The sequence below is a fragment of the Isoptericola sp. GX10416 genome (assembly GCF_056590155.1).
The window spans coordinates 207,500-225,515 of the sequence record NZ_JBWPVO010000002.1; the positions used below are offsets into that span (position 1 = coordinate 207,500).

Annotated in this window: 16 protein-coding genes and 1 tRNA gene; 10 read left to right on the forward strand and 7 right to left on the reverse strand. The window is 73.3% G+C overall.

All coding sequences use genetic code 11. From position 1 onward, the window contains the following. Position 1 precedes the first annotated feature (1 nt). The gene (locus tag ACWAT2_RS04760) at positions 2 to 373 is read left to right on the forward strand and encodes a type II toxin-antitoxin system RelE family toxin (RefSeq protein ID WP_402373443.1); all 372 of its coding nucleotides are present in this window, start codon (positions 2 to 4) and stop codon (positions 371 to 373) included. A gap of 230 nt (positions 374 to 603) precedes the next feature. Here the strand turns inward: ACWAT2_RS04760 and ACWAT2_RS04765 are convergent. Beyond that, positions 604 to 677: transfer RNA gene (locus tag ACWAT2_RS04765), tRNA-Gly, on the reverse strand. A 160-nt stretch (positions 678 to 837) separates the two neighbouring features. On the opposite strand from ACWAT2_RS04765, the gene dcd reads away from it, so the two are divergent. The 8 genes from dcd (at position 838) to mnhG (ending at position 9,148) form a co-directional block, all read left to right on the forward strand. Continuing rightward, positions 838 to 1,413, forward strand: coding sequence for a dCTP deaminase (dcd, locus tag ACWAT2_RS04770; RefSeq protein WP_402373446.1), 576 nt, complete (start codon positions 838 to 840; stop codon positions 1,411 to 1,413). A gap of 104 nt (positions 1,414 to 1,517) precedes the next feature. Next, positions 1,518 to 2,642, forward strand: a complete 1,125-nt coding sequence (locus ACWAT2_RS04775) for a hypothetical protein (RefSeq protein WP_402373447.1) — start codon at positions 1,518 to 1,520, stop codon at positions 2,640 to 2,642. A 79-nt stretch (positions 2,643 to 2,721) separates the two neighbouring features. Beyond that, positions 2,722 to 5,601 carry a Na+/H+ antiporter subunit A gene (locus tag ACWAT2_RS04780; protein ID WP_402373449.1) on the forward strand — a complete coding sequence of 960 codons (2,880 nt, stop codon included), beginning with the start codon at positions 2,722 to 2,724 and terminating at the stop codon, positions 5,599 to 5,601. Next, complete coding sequence (locus ACWAT2_RS04785) at positions 5,598 to 6,140, forward strand: Na(+)/H(+) antiporter subunit C (RefSeq protein WP_402373451.1); 543 nt, start codon at positions 5,598 to 5,600, stop codon at positions 6,138 to 6,140. The genes ACWAT2_RS04780 and ACWAT2_RS04785 overlap by 4 nt, the downstream gene beginning before the upstream one ends. Further along, on the forward strand, positions 6,137 to 7,744 hold the full coding sequence (locus ACWAT2_RS04790; protein WP_402373453.1) for a Na+/H+ antiporter subunit D: 1,608 nt from the start codon (positions 6,137 to 6,139) through the stop codon (positions 7,742 to 7,744). The genes ACWAT2_RS04785 and ACWAT2_RS04790 overlap by 4 nt, the downstream gene beginning before the upstream one ends. Beyond that, positions 7,741 to 8,343, forward strand: coding sequence for a Na+/H+ antiporter subunit E (locus ACWAT2_RS04795; RefSeq protein WP_402373455.1), 603 nt, complete (start codon positions 7,741 to 7,743; stop codon positions 8,341 to 8,343). The genes ACWAT2_RS04790 and ACWAT2_RS04795 overlap by 4 nt, the downstream gene beginning before the upstream one ends. Then, a complete protein-coding gene (locus tag ACWAT2_RS04800) occupies positions 8,343 to 8,684 on the forward strand; it encodes an MrpF/PhaF family protein (protein ID WP_402373458.1) in 342 nt (113 codons plus the stop codon). The genes ACWAT2_RS04795 and ACWAT2_RS04800 overlap by 1 nt, the downstream gene beginning before the upstream one ends. After that, positions 8,681 to 9,148: a monovalent cation/H(+) antiporter subunit G gene (gene mnhG, locus ACWAT2_RS04805; protein WP_402373460.1), complete on the forward strand. Its 468-nt coding sequence runs from the start codon at positions 8,681 to 8,683 to the stop codon at positions 9,146 to 9,148. The genes ACWAT2_RS04800 and mnhG overlap by 4 nt, the downstream gene beginning before the upstream one ends. A 30-nt stretch (positions 9,149 to 9,178) precedes the next feature. On the opposite strand, the gene ACWAT2_RS04810 is transcribed toward mnhG, so the two are convergent. The 4 genes from ACWAT2_RS04810 to ACWAT2_RS04825 form a co-directional block, all read right to left on the reverse strand. Then, positions 9,179 to 9,694, reverse strand: a complete 516-nt coding sequence (locus ACWAT2_RS04810; RefSeq protein WP_402373463.1) for a methylated-DNA--[protein]-cysteine S-methyltransferase — start codon at positions 9,692 to 9,694, stop codon at positions 9,179 to 9,181. Next, entirely contained in the window at positions 9,691 to 11,217 is a 1,527-nt protein-coding gene (locus ACWAT2_RS04815; protein WP_480048555.1) for an AlkA N-terminal domain-containing protein, read from the reverse strand. Before ACWAT2_RS04815 ends, ACWAT2_RS04810 begins: the two co-directional genes overlap by 4 nt. A 67-nt stretch (positions 11,218 to 11,284) precedes the next feature. Continuing rightward, positions 11,285 to 12,262 carry an alpha/beta hydrolase gene (locus ACWAT2_RS04820; RefSeq protein ID WP_402373469.1) on the reverse strand — a complete coding sequence of 326 codons (978 nt, stop codon included), beginning with the start codon at positions 12,260 to 12,262 and terminating at the stop codon, positions 11,285 to 11,287. Between the two features lie 14 nt (positions 12,263 to 12,276). Beyond that, positions 12,277 to 13,233, reverse strand: coding sequence for an LppM family (lipo)protein (locus ACWAT2_RS04825; protein WP_402373471.1), 957 nt, complete (start codon positions 13,231 to 13,233; stop codon positions 12,277 to 12,279). 157 nt (positions 13,234 to 13,390) lie between these two features. Here ACWAT2_RS04825 and clpB point away from each other — a divergent pair, with 157 nt between their 5' ends. Next, positions 13,391 to 16,018: an ATP-dependent chaperone ClpB gene (gene clpB, locus ACWAT2_RS04830; RefSeq protein ID WP_402373474.1), complete on the forward strand. Its 2,628-nt coding sequence runs from the start codon at positions 13,391 to 13,393 to the stop codon at positions 16,016 to 16,018. Here the strand turns inward: clpB and ACWAT2_RS04835 are convergent. After that, on the reverse strand, positions 16,008 to 16,670 hold the full coding sequence (locus ACWAT2_RS04835; RefSeq protein ID WP_402373476.1) for a response regulator transcription factor: 663 nt from the start codon (positions 16,668 to 16,670) through the stop codon (positions 16,008 to 16,010). The genes clpB and ACWAT2_RS04835 overlap by 11 nt on opposite strands. Then, positions 16,667 to 17,998: a sensor histidine kinase gene (locus ACWAT2_RS04840; protein ID WP_402373478.1), complete on the reverse strand. Its 1,332-nt coding sequence runs from the start codon at positions 17,996 to 17,998 to the stop codon at positions 16,667 to 16,669. Before ACWAT2_RS04840 ends, ACWAT2_RS04835 begins: the two co-directional genes overlap by 4 nt. Positions 17,999 to 18,016 lie beyond the last annotated feature (18 nt).

Sequence of the window (18,016 nt, forward strand, 5' to 3'; positions counted from 1 at the left end):
CGTGGCGAAGGCCCTACTGACCGACGAGGCGCGAGACGATGTCCGCGACCTCGACGGGTCCGCCCGGAAATTGGTCCTCAAGGCCATGAAGAAGCTTGAGGAATCCCCCGAACAACGCGGCGCCCCGCTCGGCAGCAGGACCGGAGGGAACCTCGCGACCTTCCGCAAGCTCGTCGTGGGCGATCGGGACTACCGGATCATCTATCGCGTCGAGGAAGACGGCACGGTCTGTGTGGTGTGGGTCGTCGGGAACCGCGTCGACGGCGAGTGCTGCGAGCTCGCGAAGTCGCGCATCAAGCTGTACAGCGACGACAAGATGGCGGCGCTCATCCAGAAGATCCTCGACACTGCCTGGGAACCTTCCCGCCCGTAGTCGCCGGGCCAGAGGGTGCCGCCCCCGCAACAGGGTCGGTGGGGCGTCGCCGTACTCGTCGAGGGAGGGCGATCGCTATGGGTAGGCCCGCTGCTCCTTGGCGCCCTCGACCACTTCCCCGAGGATCAACCCGTCGGTCGCGCCCATGTCGGCCCGTCGGGATGACCCGGGAGGAAGTTCGCAGACGGTGCATGACCCCGTTGCGAAGTCGCTGACCTGCGGAAACCTGCTGGAGCGGGTGACGGGAATCGAACCCGCGCTATCAGCTTGGGAAGCTGAAGTTCTACCATTGAACTACACCCGCACGATCGTTCACGACGATGCGCGTCCTGATCATACCCAACACCCCGCCCGACGCCGAAACCGGGGTGCGCGCCGCACGGCGCCGGCCCTCGCGGGGCACCGACGGACCCGCCCTGCGAGACCACGGTGCACGGCCAGGTGCGGCCGACTACCGTGTCCACGTGCTGCTCTCCGACCGCGACATCCGTGCCGAGCTCGACGCCGGGCGCGTCGCCCTGGATCCCTACGACCCGGCGATGGTCCAGCCGTCGAGCATCGACGTGCGGCTCGACCGGTTCTTCCGGCTGTTCGACAACCACCGGTACCCGTACATCGATCCCTCGCAGGAGCAGCCCGAGCTCACCCGCCTCGTCGAGGTGGACCCCGAGGAGCCCATGGTGCTGCACCCGGGCGAGTTCGTCCTCGGCTCCACGTACGAGGCCGTCACGCTGCCGGACGACGTCGCTGCGCGGCTGGAGGGGAAGTCCAGCCTCGGGCGTCTCGGCCTGCTGACGCACAGCACGGCGGGCTTCATCGACCCCGGCTTCTCAGGGCACGTCACCCTCGAGCTGAGCAACGTGGCGACCCTGCCGATCACCCTGTGGCCGGGGATGAAGATCGGCCAGCTCTGCTTCTTCCGGCTCTCCTCGCCGGCCGAGCACCCGTACGGCTCGGAGCGCTACGGTTCGCGGTACCAGGGCCAGCGTGGCCCGACGGCGAGCCGGTCCTGGAAGTCCTTCCACCGCTCGGACGTATGAGCGCGTACTACCGGGGTGGCCGACGTCGGTACGCTCGGTCCCGCCGCGCGGGGTCCACGACCAGGTACGACGCGGCGCCCCGGTCCCGGAAGGAGCTCCGTCAGATGGCCAAGCAGTCGTCACCGTCCCTGCCACCGCTGCCTCGTGCGACCACGCAGGGTCACCAGGCCCGGCACCTGCTTGCCGTGCCCGCCGACGTCCAGGTCGACGAGGTCGAGGTGCTGGCGATGTCCCGGTTCTCGGGCGCGCGCTGGGACGTGGCGCCGTCCACGCTGCCCGGTGCCGACCTGCCGGCCGGCCGGATCGCTGCACCGGGGGAGCCGGGCGTGCTGCGGCTGAGTCGCCACAGCCACGTGCACGGCCCCTACGCCCCGCGGGCCGACGGCATGGACCTCGGGCTGCCCAGCAGCACCGAGATGGTGTTCGACGTGATCACCCCGCGGGAGCGCTGGGACGACCCGCCGTTCCCCGGGGGAGGGGACCGCGACGGGATCGCCCGGGCCTTCCCCGGGGGGCTGCCGAACCGCGAGGAGGAGCGCGTCGTCGCCTGGCTCGTCGCGGCGGCCCGCCGGCTGGGCGGTTCGGCGCGGCTCGACGTCGCCGCACTGTGGGACCCGGCGGAGGCCGCACGGCGTGGACCGGGTGCCGGCGTCGTGCTCACCCCGGACCCGGGTGCCGCCGTCGACCTCACTGTCTGGTCCGACATCTGGCTGGACCCGCAGGCCGCTCACCGGGTCATGCAGGAGGTGCACCCGCGCGCCGTGCTCGCCACGGAGGGCGCCGACTACCAGGGCCCGCCTCCTGGCATCGCCGACAAGCCGCTCTACCCGGGCGAGAAGATGGATCCCGACGTGCGCCGCGAGCTGCACGCCAAGGCGGACGACTTCGACATCGCGGCGCTCCAGGAGCCGGTGGTGCTGGACGGCTACGGCCTCACGGTCGACCTCGGCCATGACGGATACGTCACAGTGGAGGTCAGCGGTGACGAGGTGCTGCCGCTCCTGGTCAAGGAGCTGCCGTGGGCGGCCGGCGGCGCCATCTGCTACCGCGTCGTGTGGGACCCGCCGGACCTGCACGAGGCCCAGCGTGAGTTCCCGCAGCCTGCGCTCGTGGTGGCGCGACGCCGTGCGGCGGACCTGGTGGGGAAGGTCGCGGCCGCGATCCAGGGGGCCGTCGGCGGCGAGATCGCGGACGAGTCGGAGTTCCTGCTGGCGCCCGAGGACCTCTAGGAGCGGCGCAGCGCGTCACGGCCAACCCGACCGATCGGATAGAGTAAAGCCTCCCCCGCCCCCTGACGGACGGAGACCTGTGCTGCCGGTCCTGCTGCTCACCTTCGCGCTCGCGCTCGCCGCGCCGGCGCTGGTCGCCCGGCTGGGACGGCAGGCGTTCTGGGTGCTCTCCATCGGTCCTGCTGCGGCCGCGGCCTACGCCCTGGCCAGCACGGGTCGCGTCCAGGCGGGCGACTTCCCCGTCTCGAGCACGCCGTGGGTCCCCGGCCTCGATCTCTCGATCGACCTGCGGCTCGACACGCTGTCGTGGCTGATGCTCGTCGTCGTCGGCGGTGTCGGAGCCCTCGTGCTCGTGTACTGCTCGGCGTACTTCTCCCGGGACGCGGAGGGCACCGGCCGGTTCGCCGCCGTCCTGACGGCCTTCGCCGGCGCGATGATCGGCGTCGTCACGGCGGACGACCTGCTGCTCCTGTTCATCTTCTGGGAGTTGACCACGGTCTTCTCCTACCTGCTGATCGGGCACTACGCGGACCGCAAAGCCTCCCGCCGGGCCGCCATGCAGGCGATCGTCATCACGACGGCGGGCGGGCTGGCGATGCTGGTCGGCCTCATCGTGCTCGGGGTCGCCGCGGACACCTGGCGCATCTCGGAGGTGGTGGCGAATCCACCCACCGGTGCCCCCGCCGTCGTCGCCATCGTGTGCCTGCTGGCGGGCGCCGCGACCAAAGCAGCACTCATCCCGTTCCACTTCTGGCTGCCGGCCGCCATGGCCGCCCCCACACCGGTCTCCGCCTACCTGCACGCCGCGGCGATGGTCAAGGCCGGCGTCTACCTGGTGGCCCGGTTCGCCCCCGCCTTCGCCGACGCGGCCGTCTGGCGCTGGCTCGTCCTCCTCCTGGGTGGTGGCACGCTGCTGCTCGGTGGCTACCGGGCGCTGCGCCAGCACGACCTCAAGCTCATCCTGGCCTTCGGAACCGTCTCGCAGCTCGGGCTGATCGTGCTGCTGGTCGGCATGGAGAGCCGCGCGCTCGCGCTCGCCGGGCTCGCGATGCTGGGCGCGCACGCGATGTTCAAAGGCGCACTGTTCCTCGTGGCCGGCGCGGTGGACGTGGCCGCGGGCACCCGGGACATGCGCAAGCTCTCCGGTCTGTGGCGCTCGATGCCGGTGGCGGCCACGGCTGCCGCGCTCGCCACTGCCTCGATGATCGGCCTGCCTCCGTTCGCGGGATTCGTGGCGAAGGAGGCGGCGCTCGAAGGACTGTGGCACGACGCGACGCACGGCGGTGGCGGATACATGGCGGCGGCGCTGGTCGCCGTCGTCGCCGGCTCCGGGCTGACGGTCGCCTACAGCCTGCGGTTCCTGTGGGGCGCGTTCGCGACGAAGCGAGCTGCCGACGGCGCGGCGCACGAGCCGACGCCGGTGCACCGCCGCTCGTGGATGCTCATCCTGCCCCCGCTGACCCTCGGCCTGCTGGGGCTCCTCGCCGGGCTGGCACCGGCGATGGGCGAGCGGCTGCTCGGCCCCTACGCCGACGAATACCCCGCGGGCGAGCCCGGACACCTCGTCCTCTGGGCCGGGCTGACACCGGCGCTCGGGCTGTCGGCCCTGGTGCTCGCCGGTGGCGCCGTCCTTTTCTGGCAGCGGCAGCGGGTCGAACGACTGCAGGACCGTCTCTGGTCGCCGCGGGCGGCCGACCTGGTGTACCGCCGGACGATGCGCCGCCTGGACGACGTCGCGGCCGACGTCACGGGTGCGACGCAGCGCGGCTCCCTGCCGGTCTACCTGGGCATCATCCTCGTGGTGCTCGCTCTGGCGCCGGGAGCGGTGATCGCCTCGGGCCTGCTGCTCGGCACCACCGTCGAGCCCGCGGCGGTCGCCTGGGACCAGCCGGCGCAGGCTGCCGTCGTAGTGGTGGTCGTGATCGCCGCGATCCTCGCCACGCGCGCACGCCGGCGGCTCAAGGCCGTCGTGATGGTCGGTGTGGCGGGCTACGCCAACGCCGGGCTGTTCCTCCTGCACGGCGCACCGGACCTGGCGCTGACGCAGGTGCTGACCGAGACGGTGACGCTCGTCGTCCTGGTGCTCGTCCTGCGCCGGATGCCGTCGTACTTCTCCGACCGGCCGCTGCCGGCCAGCCGCTGGGTGCGGCTCGCCCTCGCCGTCGTCACCGGCGCGGTCATGATGGCCCTGACGTTCACCGCACCGCTGGCGCGGGTCGCCGACCCGATCAGCGTGGACTTCCCCGACGAGGCCGTGGAGTACGGCGGCGGCAACAACATCGTCAACGTGACGCTGGTCGACATCCGCTCGTGGGACACCGTCGGGGAGATCTCCGTGATCCTCGTCGCGGCCACGGGCGTCGCCTCGATGGTCTTCCTGCGGCAGCGCAGCGGGGAGATGCTGCGGCTGTCGCAGGTCGACGGCGACGCCTCGGACGAACAGACCCGAGACGTGTGGATCGTGGCCGGACGCACCCTGGACCCCGAGCGGCGCTCGGTGATGTTCGAGGTGGTCACCCGCCTCATCTTCCACGCCATGGTCCTGGTGGGGCTGTTCCTGCTGTTCAGCGGGCACAACTACCCGGGCGGAGGGTTCGCCGCCGGCCTGATGGTGGGTATCGCGCTGACCGTGCGCTACCTGGCGGGCGGCAGGTACGAGCTGGGTGAGGCGCTGCCCCTGCAGCCCGGCCTGCTGCTCGGCACCGGCCTCTTCCTCTCCGCGGGGGTCGGTCTCGTTGCGCTCCTGACCGGCAACGAGGTTCTGGAGAGCGTCATCATCGACCTGCACGTCCCCGTGCTGGGCACGGTACACATGGTGACGTCGCTCTTCTTCGACATCGGCGTGATGCTCGTGGTCATCGGCCTGGTCCTCGACCTGCTGCGCACGCTGGGCGCCGAGATAGACCGGCAGAGCGACACCCCCTCCCGGCCCGCCGCACGCACCGAGGTGGCCTCGTGATCGTCCTGGAGAACACCCCGTCCCTCGTGCTCGTCCTCGCCGTCGGGGTGCTGTGCGGCGCCGGCGTCTACCTGCTGCTGGAGCGTCCGCTCACGCGGGTGCTGCTCGGCATCATCCTGCTGAGCAACGGTGCCAACCTCATGCTTCTCGTGGCCGGCGGCCGCGCCGGTGCCTCGCCCATCGTGGGCAACGCGCCGCCGACCGTCCGGATGAGCGACCCCCTCGCGCAGGCGATGATCCTCACGGCGATCGTCATCACGCTCGCCCTGTCGGCCTTCATCCTGGCCATGGCGTACCGCTCGTGGCAGCTCCACGGCCACGACGAGGTCGCTGACGACGTCGAGGACCGGCGGGTGGCGCGCCAGGCGGCCGTCAACGAGCCGGCGTTCGTCGACACCGACGCGGCGGAGACGGGCGAGACGTTGGACGAGGAGGCCGCCGGGCTCTACGACGAGGTCCTGGAGCGCGCTGAGCGGGAACGTGTCGAGCGCGAACGTGGCGACGGCGACGAGCCGGAGCCCGGGGAGGGACCGCGATGATCGACACCGCTGCACTGTGGTCCGTCCAGACCCTCGTCCCGCTGCCCGTGCTGGTGCCGCTCTTCGCCGCCGGCCTGACGCTCGCCCTGCACCGGTACGCCAACGTCCAGCGGATCGTCAGCGTCGCGGCGCTGTCGATCACGACGGCGGCGTCGGCGGGCCTGATCTGGGCGGCCGACAACGGCCCGGTGGTGGTCGACGTCGGCGGCTGGGCGGCACCGGTCGGTATCGCGCTGGTGGCCGACAGGTTGTCGGCCCTCATGGTCACGGTGAGCGGCGTGGTGCTGCTGTGCGTGCTGCTCTACTCGCTCGGGCAGGGCATCGCGGAGGGGGAGGACGACCCGGCCGGGGACGGCCGCGTGGGCGGCACCATCCCGGTCGCGATCTTCCACCCGACCTACCTGGTGCTCGCCGCCGGCGTCGCCAACGCGTTCCTGACCGGCGACCTGTTCAACCTCTACGTCGGTTTCGAGATCCTGCTCGCGGCGTCGTCGGTGCTGCTGACGCTCGGTGGCACCGCCGAACGGGTCCGCGCGGGGTCGGTGTACATCGTCGTGACGGTCATGTCGTCGCTGCTCTTCCTCACGGCGATCGCGCTGATCTACGGCGCGACGGGCACCGTGAACATGGCACAGCTCGCCGAGCGCCTGCCTGAGATCGACCCCACGGTGCGGGTGGCGCTGCAGGCGCTGCTGCTCCTGGCGTTCGGCATCAAGGCGGCGATCTTCCCGCTGGCCGCCTGGCTCCCGGACTCCTACCCGACGGCGCCAGCACCGGTGACCGCGGTCTTCGCCGGCCTGCTGACCAAGGTGGGTGTCTATGCGATCCTGCGGACCCAGACGTTGCTGTTCCCCAGCAGTGCTGCCGTCGACCAGGTGCTGATGGCTCTCGCGCTGGCCACGATGCTGATCGGCATCCTGGGTGCCGTCGCGCAGAACGACGTGAAGCGGCTGCTGTCGTTCACCCTGGTCAGTCACATCGGCTACATGATCTTCGGTGTCGCCCTCGCCTCCGAGGGGGGGACCGCGGCCGCGATCTTCTACGTCGTGCACCACATCTCTGTCCAGACGGCGTTGTTCCTCGTGGTGGGTCTTGTCGAGTGGCGGGGCGGGTCCACGTCGCTGGACCGGCTGGGCGGTCTCGCCCGCCTCGCCCCCGTGCTGGCGATCCTGTTCTTCGTCCCGGCGATGAACCTCGCGGGCATCCCGCCGTTCTCCGGGTTCCTCGGCAAGGTCGGGTTGATCACCGAGGGCGTGCGGGACGGGTCGGGCCTCGCGTGGGCGCTCGTCGTGGGTTCGGTCGCCACGTCGCTGCTGACGCTCTACGCCGTGGTGAAGGCGTGGAACAAGGCGTTCTGGCAGGATGCGCCGTCCGACATCGTCCCCGACCGTGCCCTGCCCCGGGGACTGGTGCTGCCGACGGGTGCCCTCATCGCCTTCGGCCTCGCGCTGACCGTGGTCGCCGGGCCGCTCTACGGGTACGCGGAGCGGGCCGCGCGGACCTCGATGGACGGCTTCACCTATGTCAACGCCGTGTACCCGGGCGGTGCGGAGCGTGGCCAGGGCGAGTCGGTGGAGGTCTCCGAGGAGGGCGAGGGCTCATGACCGATCAACGGCGCCGTCGCACCCGTGCCGTGCGGCGCAGGCTGAAGAACCCGATCACGCAGTGGCCGGCCGTGGCGATGCTCGCCGCCGTCTGGGTGCTGCTCTGGGGCGACCTCTCCTGGGCCAACGTCATCGCGGGCACCGCGCTCGGTGTCGTGGTGGTGATCGCCTTCCCCCTGCCGCCGGTCCCTGCCGACGCGCACTTCCGGGTCCTGCCGTTCTGCCGCCTCGCGCTGCGGTTCGTCGCCGACCTCGTCGTCGCGTCGCTCCAGATCGCCTGGACGGCGCTGCGTCCCGGGCCGGGACCGGAGGGCGCCATCGTCCGGGTGCAGCTGCGCAACCCGGACGACGTCCTCCTCACGCTCACGGCGATCCTGGCCACCCTGGTGCCCGGGTCGCTCGCGGTGGAGGCCAGCCGGCGGACGGGCCGAGTGTTCGTGCACGTGCTGGACATCGACAGCTCGGGCGGGCCGGAGGGCGTACGACGCAACGTCCAGCAGCTCGAGGAGCGCGTGCTGCGCGCCTTCGCCGCTGACGCCGTCCTCGAGCGGACCGGGCTCGCCAAGCGGTCGGCGGACCAGCGAGAGGTGGGAAGCTGATGATCGTGGTCGTCGTGATCGCGGCGGTGCTGGTCACCTGCGCCGCCCTGATGGCGCTGGTGCGCATGGAGCGTGGCCCCACCATGCTCGACCGGGCCCTCGGGCTGGACCTGTTCACGGCGAGCCTGGTGTGCGCGATCGCCATCGAGGCGGTCTGGTCGCGCCGCACCGAGACGGTGCCGATCCTGCTGGCGTTCTCCCTGGTGGGATTCGTCGGCTCGGTGGTCATCTCCCGGTTCGGCGCCCGTGCTGCACAGGCTGACCGGTCCGCCTGGGACCCGCCGCCCGAGGCCGGTGCGCCTCGCGAGACCGGCCCGGCCGACGAGGAGGGGCGCTCATGACCGAGGTCGACGCCAGCACGTGGACGACGATCATGGACGTCGTGGCGGCGCTGTGCCTCCTGGTCGGCGCCTTCCTGACGTTCGCAGCCGGCGTCGGCGTCCTGCGGTTCCCGACGTTGCTCGACCGGATGCACGTCGTGACCAAGCCGCAGGTGCTCGGGCTGCTCCTGCTCCTCCTGGCCCTCGCCCTGCGGGTGCGCAGCTGGTCGGCGGTCTCCATGCTCGTGCTGGTGGCGGTGTTCCAGCTGGCGACGGCACCGGTCGCGGCCCACCTGCTCAGCCGCGCGGGATTCCGCACGGGCAAGGTGGACGAGGCGGCGCTCTACCCGAACGAGATGCCCGAAGAGGCCGACGACGACCCGTACGACGACGACGCCGACGACGAAGACGACGACGAAGACGACGACGCGTACGACGACGACCACGCGGACGACGGTCCCGCCCGGCGGCCCCAGGAGAGCTGACCGCTGAGCCGCACCTGGACCGCTGGGCGGTCAGGCCGCGGCGCGTTCGCGGGCGAGCAGCGCCTCCTTGATAAGCAGTCCGTAGCGGAAGCCGCCGAGCGTGCCGTCGCTGCGCAGCACCCGGTGGCACGGGACGAACAGCGCGGCGGCGTTGCGGGCGCACGCCCCGGCGGCGGCGCGCACGGCTGCGGGCCGTCCCGCCCGGTCGGCGTACTCGGTGTAGGTGAGCGGGGCGCCCGCGGGCACGGTGCGCAGCACCTCCCACGCGTGCTGGCGGAAGGGGCCGGAGCGTTGCCGCACGGGCACCTGCCCGACGGCGGTCGGGTCGCCGGTGTAGTAGGCACGCACCGCCGTGGCGGGGCCCGCCACCTCAGGGGCCGACTCGGCCACGGCGGGGACGTCCGCGCCGCCCGGCAGCAGGCCGGGGTGGATCAGCGCGAGCAGGGACGCGACGTCGTCGGTCCAGCCGGAGGCGAGCACGACGCCGTCGTCGGCGACGATCGTGAACGGGCCGTCGGGCGTGTCGAGGGTGGTCGAGGCGGTCATGCGAGGGTCCTTCCGATCGGGGCGGCGGCACGCCAGACGTGCCGGGCGGCGTAGGAGCGCCAGGGCGCCCAGGAGTCGGCGCGCTCGGCGAGCGCGCGGTGGTCGTCGGGCAGCCCGAGGGCGCGGGCGCCGGCCCGCAGCGCCACGTCGCCGGTGAGCCAGGTGTCGGGATGTCCCAGCACGCGTAGCGCGACGTACCCGGACGTCCAGGGGCCGATCCCGGGGCGGGTCTCCAGGTCGGTGCGCAGGGTGGCGGCGTCGGCGCCGATGTCGACGTCGAGCGTGCCGTCGGCCAGCGCGCGGGCGGTGGCGGTGACCGTCTGCCGTTGGCGGGTGGGCAGCGCGAGGTGGGTGCCGTCGTCGTCGGCGACCTGTCCCGCCGTGGGGAACAGCCGCGTCAGGCCGGCGAACCCGGAGTCGTACGGCGTGCCGGCCGCCGCGGCGAGACGGCCGAGGTGGGTGCGGGCGGCCGCGACGGAGATCTGCTGGCCGACGATGGCGCGCACCACCAGCTCGTGCGGGTCGGCGGCTCCCGGGACGCGGGTGCCCGGCGTCGCGGCGACGCTCGCGGCGAGCGCGGGGTCGGCGCCGAGTGCGGTGTCCACGGCGACCGGGTCGGCGTCGAGGTCGAGCAGGCGCCGCACGCGGGCGACGGCGGTGGCGACGTCCTGCAGGGACGCGAGCTCAAGGCGCAGCGCCACCCGTCCGGGGCCGACGGCGGCGCCGACGCTCACGTGCACGGCTCCCGGTCCGTGGGGGAGCAGGAGCGTGCGGGCGTAGGTGACCTCGGGGCCGTCGGTCGTGGCGGTCTCGACGCCCTCGACGGCGCGCGCCCCCAGGTAGGCGACGGTCCCGGCGGCGTCGAAGGGTTCCCGCACGGGCAGCGTGACGTGCAGGCGCACGCGGTCGGCGGTCTCGGTCCGGGCGGACGCGAGGGCGGCGCCGGCGCGACGCGCCCGGAGCTCCGTGGGCGTGGTCGCGAAGATCTCCCGGACGGTGTCGTTGAGCTGGCGGATGCTGCCGAACCCGGCGGCGAACGCCACGTCCGCGACGGGAAGGTCGGTGCTGGTCAGCAGCGTGCGGGCGGTCTGCGCGCGGTGCGCCCGGGCGAGGGTGAGGGGTGCGGCGCCGAGATCCTCCCGCAGCACCCGGGACACGTGCCGAGGGCTGTACCCGAGGCGCGCGGCCAGGCCGTCGACGCCTTCGCGGTCCACGACGCCGTCGGCGACGAGCCGCATGGCGCGGCCCGCGAGGTCACCGCGCAGGTCCCAGGCCGGGGTGCCGGGCGTGGCCTCCGGCAGGCAGCGCTTGCAGGCGCGGTACCCGGCGCCGTGCGCGGCGGCGCTCGTGAGGTAGAAGGAGACGTTCTCGGGGCGCGGCGTGCGGGCCGGGCAGGAGGGGCGGCAGTAGATGCCCGTGGTGTGCACGGCGGTGAAGAACTGGCCGTCGAACCGGACGTCGCGTGCGGCGATCGCTCGGTAGCGCTCGGCGAACACCGGGTCCGGTGCGGTCTGGATGGTCACGAGACCCATCCTCGCGCGTGGCAGCGGCGCAGGGCTAGCGGGAATCGGACATGACGGCGAGCCGCGCTCAGACGGACGCGTCGAGCCAGTCGACGACGGCGCCCAGGAACTCGTCGCGGGCCGGAGCGGGGGAGAGCGCCAGGTCGTGGGCGCCGCTGCGGATCGTCATATGGCTGACGTCGTCGCCGAGCGCCGGTGCGACCGACCGCATGTGCTCCACGTCCAGCACGCTGTCGGTCGTCAGGTGCTCGTCGCGGCTGGACCGGTCGGAGGCGAGCACCAGCACCGGGACCTCCAGGTCCAGGCCGCGGGCGAGCCGCCGCTGGGACCGCAGCACGGAGCGCAGCCACGCCGCCCGCACGGCGAAGGGTTCGTGCCACTTCCAGGCGGGGTCGAACTCCCACTCGCCGCCGTGCGCCGCGTGCAGGGCGCGGGCGTAGTCCGCGACCAGGTGGCTCACGACGGTCCGGGGCGCCACGGGAGCGACCGTCTCCACCATCGCCGTCGCCGCCCACCGCGTGAGGCGGGGCTTGTTGAGCCGGAACCACGGGCTGTTGAGCACCAGGGCGTCCGCTCGGCCGGGCCGCGCGGCGGCCCACAGCGGGGCGACCAGACCGCCCGTGGAGTGGCCGAGCACGACGAGCCGCTCGTGCCCCGCCTCCCGCACGGCGGCGGCGGCGGCGTCCAGGTCCTGGGCGTAGACGGCGATGTCCGGCACCTGGTTCGGGTCGCGGCCCGCCGCCGCGTGGGCGTCCCAGGAGCGTCCGTGCCCGCGCAGGTCCACGGCGTAGAACGCGTACCCTCCGGCGGCGAGCGCGCGGGCCACGTGCGGGTGGAAGAAGTAGTCCACGAACCCGTGCACCGCCAGCACGGCCACCCGCGCCGGGTGGCCCCCGGGTGCCACCGAGGGCGTGTACCGCACGAGGGTGGCCTCGGCGCCGTCGGGCAGCGACAGCGTGCGCGCCTCGAAACCGTCGCCCAGCAGGTCGGGGTGCCAGGCGGCCGGTTCCGGGGTTGCTGCGGTCGGGCCGGTTGCGGGCATCATCCGGCCGAGCCTACTCAGCGCGGCGGGTCAGGGCGCTCGCCCGGCTCGCCCGGCTCCTCCGGTGCGCCGCCGGGAGCCTGCGGCGGCTCGGAGGCCGGGTGCGGCGGCTCCGCCGGCGGCTGCGGGGAAGCGACCGGCGGCTGTGCCGGCGTGGCCACGGGCGGCTGGCTGAGCGGCGAACCGGGCTGGGGCGGCGTGCCGCCGGGCATGTACGGGTTCGGCGCCTGCGCCCCGCCGGGCGGGACGGTCCCGGCCGGCGCGGTCCCGGCCGGCGCGGTGCCGGGGCGGCGGTTGTTGCGCACGACGAGGACCGCGACGAGTGCGATCACGGCCAGACCCACGACGACGCCCACGATCCACCACGGGAACCCGGAGCCGAACCCTCCGCCGGCCTCGCCGCGGGCGAAGATCTCGGTGCTCTCGCCCATCGCGGGACGCCACTCGACCGTGCTGCCGTCGACGGTGCCGTTCGTGTCGGTGATCTCGCCCGGGAACGTGACGGCCAGCCGGACGTCGAAGCTCTCCGCGACGCCGCCCGGCAGGGACTCGAGCTGCCCGGTGTCGTCGGTCATGTCCATGGTGCCCTGGATGACGTACTCGTCGCCCTCGCGGGTGATGGACAGCTCCTCGGTGCCGGCGCCGGAGAGCTCGTCGATCGGCATGTCGCTGAAGGTCATCGTGGTGCCGGTGTACTCGCCGTCCGCGTACGGCTCCTGGGTCGCACCCTCCGGCAGGTCGCTGGCGATCTCGCCGCCGGCCTGGTCCCAGAGCTCCTGCGGGTCCATGCCCATGGTGCTGGCGAGCTCGTCGGAGAAGGCCATGGTCAGTGAGCCCGAGACGGTGTCGTCGTCCGACAGGGTCATGTCCATGTCGACCTTCATGCAGCCGGCGAGGGCGAACAGCCCGACGGCGGCGAGCAGGGCGACGACGGCGGTGCGGAGGCGGCCTCGGCCTCGGGTGGGTGTCTGCACCCGTCCAGCATCGCCCACGGGAGCGGCGGTGGCACGCGCTGGCGGCAGATCGTCCCGGGGGCGTCCCGGCGTGATGCACCACAGGGTTGAGTGGAATAGACTCAACTTTGCGGAGGTTGAACTCGGCAGCACCCCAGAGCGGACACGGAGAGGATCCATGGACACCAAGTTCACGACCATGTCGCAGCAGGCCATCGGCGACGCCGTGCAGTCGGCGTCGGCGGCCGGCAACCCCCAGCTCGAGCCGGCCCACCTGCTCGCCGCGCTGCTGCAGCAGTCCGGTGGTGTCGCCGTCGGGCTCCTCGAGGCCGTCGGGGCCGACCCGCAGCAGATCGGCCAGAAGACGCGCGCGGCGCTCGTCGCGCTGCCCACCGTGAGCGGCGAGGGAGTGGCCCAGCCGTCCCCGTCCCGGTCGATGCAGTCCGCCCTGACCACCTCCGCCCAGGAGGCGGAGGCGCTCGGTGACGAGTACGTCTCCACCGAGCACCTGCTCATCGCCCTGGCCGCCGGTCAGTCCTCGGCGGCGCAGGCGCTGACGACGGCGGGTGCGACGGCCGACGCGCTGCGCGCCGCGCTGCCCGCCGTCCGTGGCTCGGGCCGGGTCACCAGCCCCAACCCCGAGGGCACCTACAAGGCGCTGGAGCAGTACGGCACCGACCTCACCGCGCGCGCCCGCGACGGCAAGCTCGACCCCGTCATCGGCCGGGACGCCGAGATCCGCCGCGTCGTGCAGGTGCTGTCCCGCCGCACCAAGAACAACCCTGTGCTGATCGGTGACCCGGGCGTCGGCAAGACCGCCGTCGTCGAAGGGCTCGCGCAGCGCATCGTCGCCGGCGACGTCCCGACCTCGCTGCAGGGCAAGCGCCTCGTCGCGCTCGACCTGGTCGGCATGGTCGCCGGGGCGAAGTACCGCGGCGAGTTCGAGGAACGCCTCAAGGCCGTCCTCGAGGAGATCGCGTCGTCCGACGGCGAGGTCGTCACCTTCATCGACGAGCTGCACACCGTCGTGGGTGCCGGCGCCGGCGGGGAAGGTGCCATGGACGCGGGCAACATGCTCAAGCCCATGCTGGCCCGCGGCGAGCTGCGGATGGTGGGCGCCACCACCCTGGACGAGTTCCGCGAGCACATCGAGACCGACCCGGCGCTGGAGCGCCGCTTCCAGCAGGTGTTCGTCGGCGAGCCCTCGGTCGAGGACACGGTCGCGATCCTGCGCGGACTCAAGGAGCGGTACGAGGCCCACCACAAGGTGACCATCGCCGACTCCGCGCTCGTGGCGGCCGCCACGCTGTCCGACCGGTACGTCTCCGGCCGCCAGCTCCCCGACAAGGCCATCGACCTGGTCGACGAGGCCGCGTCCCGCCTGCGCATGGAGCTCGACTCCTCGCCGGTGGAGATCGACGAGCTGCAGCGCGCTGTCACACGGCTCGAGATGGAGGAGGTCGTGCTCTCCGAGGCCGACAACTCGGCCGACGCCACCTCGCAGGAGCGCCTCGAGCGCCTCCGGTCCGACCTCGCCGACAAGCGCGAGCAGCTCGCGGCCCTGACCGCCCGCTGGGAGGCCGAGAAGGCCGGGCACAACCGGGTCGGCGACCTGCGCGCCCGGCTCGACGAGCTCCGCGTGGAGGCCGAGCGCAAGCTTCGCGAGGGCGACCTCGAGGGTGCGGCGCGCGTCCAGTACGGCGAGATCCCCGCCGTCGAGCGCGAGCTGACCGACGCCGAGCAGGCCGAGGCCTCCGTCGCCGCGGCCGAGGACGTCGCGCAGGAGGCCCCGATGATCGCCGACAAGGTCGGCGCCGACGAGATCGCCGAGGTCGTCGCGGCCTGGACCGGCATCCCCGCCGGCCGCATGCTGCAGGGCGAGCAGGAGAAGCTGCTGGCCATGGAGGACGTCATCGGCGAGCGGCTCATCGGGCAGCGCAGCGCCGTCCGCACGGTGTCCGACGCGGTGCGGCGCTCGCGGGCCGGCGTCGCCGACCCCGACCGGCCGACGGGATCGTTCCTGTTCCTCGGCCCCACCGGCGTGGGCAAGACGGAGCTCGCGAAGTCGCTCGCGGACTTCCTGTTCGACGACGAGCGGGCGATGGTCCGCATCGACATGTCGGAGTACGGCGAGAAGCACTCGGTCGCACGCCTGGTCGGTGCTCCTCCGGGATACGTCGGCTACGAGGAGGGCGGCCAGCTCACCGAGGCGGTGCGCCGTCGGCCCTACTCCGTGGTGCTGCTGGACGAGGTCGAGAAGGCCCATCCCGAGGTCTTCGACATCCTGCTGCAGGTGCTCGACGACGGCCGCCTCACCGACGGCCAGGGACGCACGGTCGACTTCCGCAACACCATCCTGGTGCTGACGTCGAACCTGGGCTCGCAGTTCCTCGTGGACCCAACCCTGGACGACGCCACGAAGCGGGAGAGCGTCCTGACGACGGTGCGCGCGTCGTTCAAGCCCGAGTTCCTCAACCGGTTGGACGACGTCGTCGTGTTCGACGCGCTGTCGATCACCGAGCTGGGACGGATCGTCGAGCTGCAGGTCGCGGCCTTCGCGGCGCGGCTCGCGGACCGCCGTATCACCCTGTCGGTGACAGAGGCGGCGCGCGAATGGCTCGCGCTCGAGGGGTTCGACCCGGCGTACGGCGCCCGCCCGCTGCGGCGTCTGGTGCAGCGCGAGATCGGCGACCGGCTCGCCCGGCTCCTGCTCTCTGGGGACGTGGCCGACGGCGACGTCGTCGTGGTCGACCGCGACCCGGAGGGCGAGGGCCTCACCGTGGCCCCCGAGGTGCTCAACGCCTGACGGAGCCGGCGAGCCCGTGCTCGAACGCCCAGACGACGAGCTGGACGCGGTCGCGGGTGCCGGTCTTGGTCATGGCGCGGCCCAGGTGCGACTTCACGGTGCTGGGCTCGAGGAACAGCGCGGCGGCGATCTCCGCGTTGGACGAGCCCTGGCACAGCAGGGTCACGATCTCGTGCTCGCGCGGGGTCAGGAGGGCGGCCGCGCCGTCGTCGCGGGCGGCCGGCGCCCGGCGACGGGCGAACTCGTCGAGGACCCGGCGCGTGAGCGAGGAGTCCACCAGGCCGTCGCCGGACGCCACCCGCCGGACGGCGTCGACCAGCACGTCCGGGTCGGCGTCCTTGAGGAGGAACCCGCTGGCGCCGGCCTCCAGCGCGCCGAACACGTAGTCGTCCAGGTCGAACGTGCTCACCACGAGCACGGGGACCGGGTCGGCGACGCCGGGGCCCGCCAGCTCCCGCGTCGCGGTGATGCCGTCCCCGCCGGGCATGCGCACGTCCATGCAGACGACGTCGGGGCGCAGCGCGCGCACGACCTGGACGGCCTGCGTGCCGCTCGATGCCTCGCCGACGACGTCGATCCCCTCGCTGCCGAGGATGACGGCGAACCCTGCGCGGACGACGCTCTGGTCGTCCACCAGCACGACGCGGGTCATGAGGCCTCCTGCGTGACGACGGCGCGGGGGACCGTCAGCCGCACCCGCCAGGCGCCGTCCGGCGTGGCGCCCGCCTCCAGGGTCCCGCCGACGAGCACGGCGCGCTCCGACATGCCGATGAGGCCGTGCCCCGGTGGCGCGGCACGGGAGCTCCTGCCGTCGGCCGCCGTGCGCGACGCGCCGCCGGGCACGGTCACCCGGTTGCGGACGGTGAGCACGAGCTCGGCCGGCCGGTGGTCGAGCACGACGGTGACGGGCTGCCCGGGGGCGTGGCGACGGGCGTTCGCGAGGGACTCCTGCAGCACCCGGTAGACGGTGCGCTGGGTGTGGGGCGGGACGTCCTGCTCCTCGCCGCGGGTCTCGTGGTGGACGTCGGCGCCCGTGGAGCGGGCGAGCGCGAACAGCTGCGGCACGTCGGCGAGGGTCGGCTGCGGCGCGTCCCCGTCGTTGCCGTCCCGGCCGTCCGGTCGGTCCCCGGACCGCAGGAGGCCGACGACGAGCCGCAGGTCGTCCAGGGTGGAGCGCCCCTGGGTGCGGATCCAGCGCAGGGACTCCCGGGCGCGGTCCGGGTCGGTGCCGACGAGGCGTTCCGCCGCGGCGGCCTGGACGACGATCCCGGACAGGTGGTGCGCGGCGATGTCGTGCAGCTCGCGCGCCATGCGGTTGCGCTCCTCGAGCACCGCGCGGGAGGCCAGGGCCTCCCGTTCGCGCTCCGCCTGCTCGGCACGTCCGCGCAGCTGGGTCTCGAGCTCCCGGCGGGTGCCCACGTACACACCGATCAGCGTCGCGCCCACGTACGCCACCAGCGCCGAGAGGAGCCCGGTCCACAGCTGGGTCGCGGCCGTCCCGGTGGCGGGCAGGTGCTCGGGGACGGGCCCGGTGAGCACGAAGCCGAGGAGCGTCTGCACCACGGCCGCGCCGCCGGCCCACCCGAGCGCGACGTGTCGCCGGGCGTACGCGCCCACCGAGTAGGCCGCGACGAGCGTGGCCGGCGCCTGGAACGACATGATCGGGGACATGACGGCCACGAGGGCCACCTGCGCGCCCGCGACGAGCGCGAGGCACAGCAGCGGTGACCGCCGGCGCAGCGTCAGGAACATCGCCTGGGCGACGATCACGGCGACCACCGCGAACCGGCCGCGGCCCTCGATCTGCGCCGCGTCGGTGCCCTGGTCGACGAGCAGGACGACGACGTCGTCGAGCGCGATCTTCTCGACCACCAGGAAGAACGCGATGGTCAGCACGGCGACCACCGCTCCGAGGACGGCGTCGCGGCCGACGGGCGTGGTGGGGTCGGCGCGGAGACGCCGGCGCAGGGAGCCGATCACGCGAGCTGCCTCTCGTCC

Bases quoted from the DNA above. Each gene is read 5' to 3' on its own strand.
- ACWAT2_RS04775 (WP_402373447.1), top strand. From the start codon at position 1,518: ATGGCCAAGCAGTCGTCACCGTCCCTGCCACCGCTGCCTCGTGCGACC.
- ACWAT2_RS04790 (WP_402373453.1), top strand. From the start codon at position 6,137: ATGATCGACACCGCTGCACTGTGGTCCGTCCAGACCCTCGTCCCGCTG.
- ACWAT2_RS04795 (WP_402373455.1), top strand. From the start codon at position 7,741: ATGACCGATCAACGGCGCCGTCGCACCCGTGCCGTGCGGCGCAGGCTG.
- ACWAT2_RS04800 (WP_402373458.1), top strand. From the start codon at position 8,343: ATGATCGTGGTCGTCGTGATCGCGGCGGTGCTGGTCACCTGCGCCGCC.
- mnhG (WP_402373460.1), top strand. From the start codon at position 8,681: ATGACCGAGGTCGACGCCAGCACGTGGACGACGATCATGGACGTCGTG.
- ACWAT2_RS04810 (WP_402373463.1), bottom strand. From the start codon at position 9,694: ATGACCGCCTCGACCACCCTCGACACGCCCGACGGCCCGTTCACGATC.
- ACWAT2_RS04820 (WP_402373469.1), bottom strand. From the start codon at position 12,262: ATGATGCCCGCAACCGGCCCGACCGCAGCAACCCCGGAACCGGCCGCC.
- clpB (WP_402373474.1), top strand. From the start codon at position 13,391: ATGGACACCAAGTTCACGACCATGTCGCAGCAGGCCATCGGCGACGCC.
- ACWAT2_RS04835 (WP_402373476.1), bottom strand. From the start codon at position 16,670: ATGACCCGCGTCGTGCTGGTGGACGACCAGAGCGTCGTCCGCGCAGGG.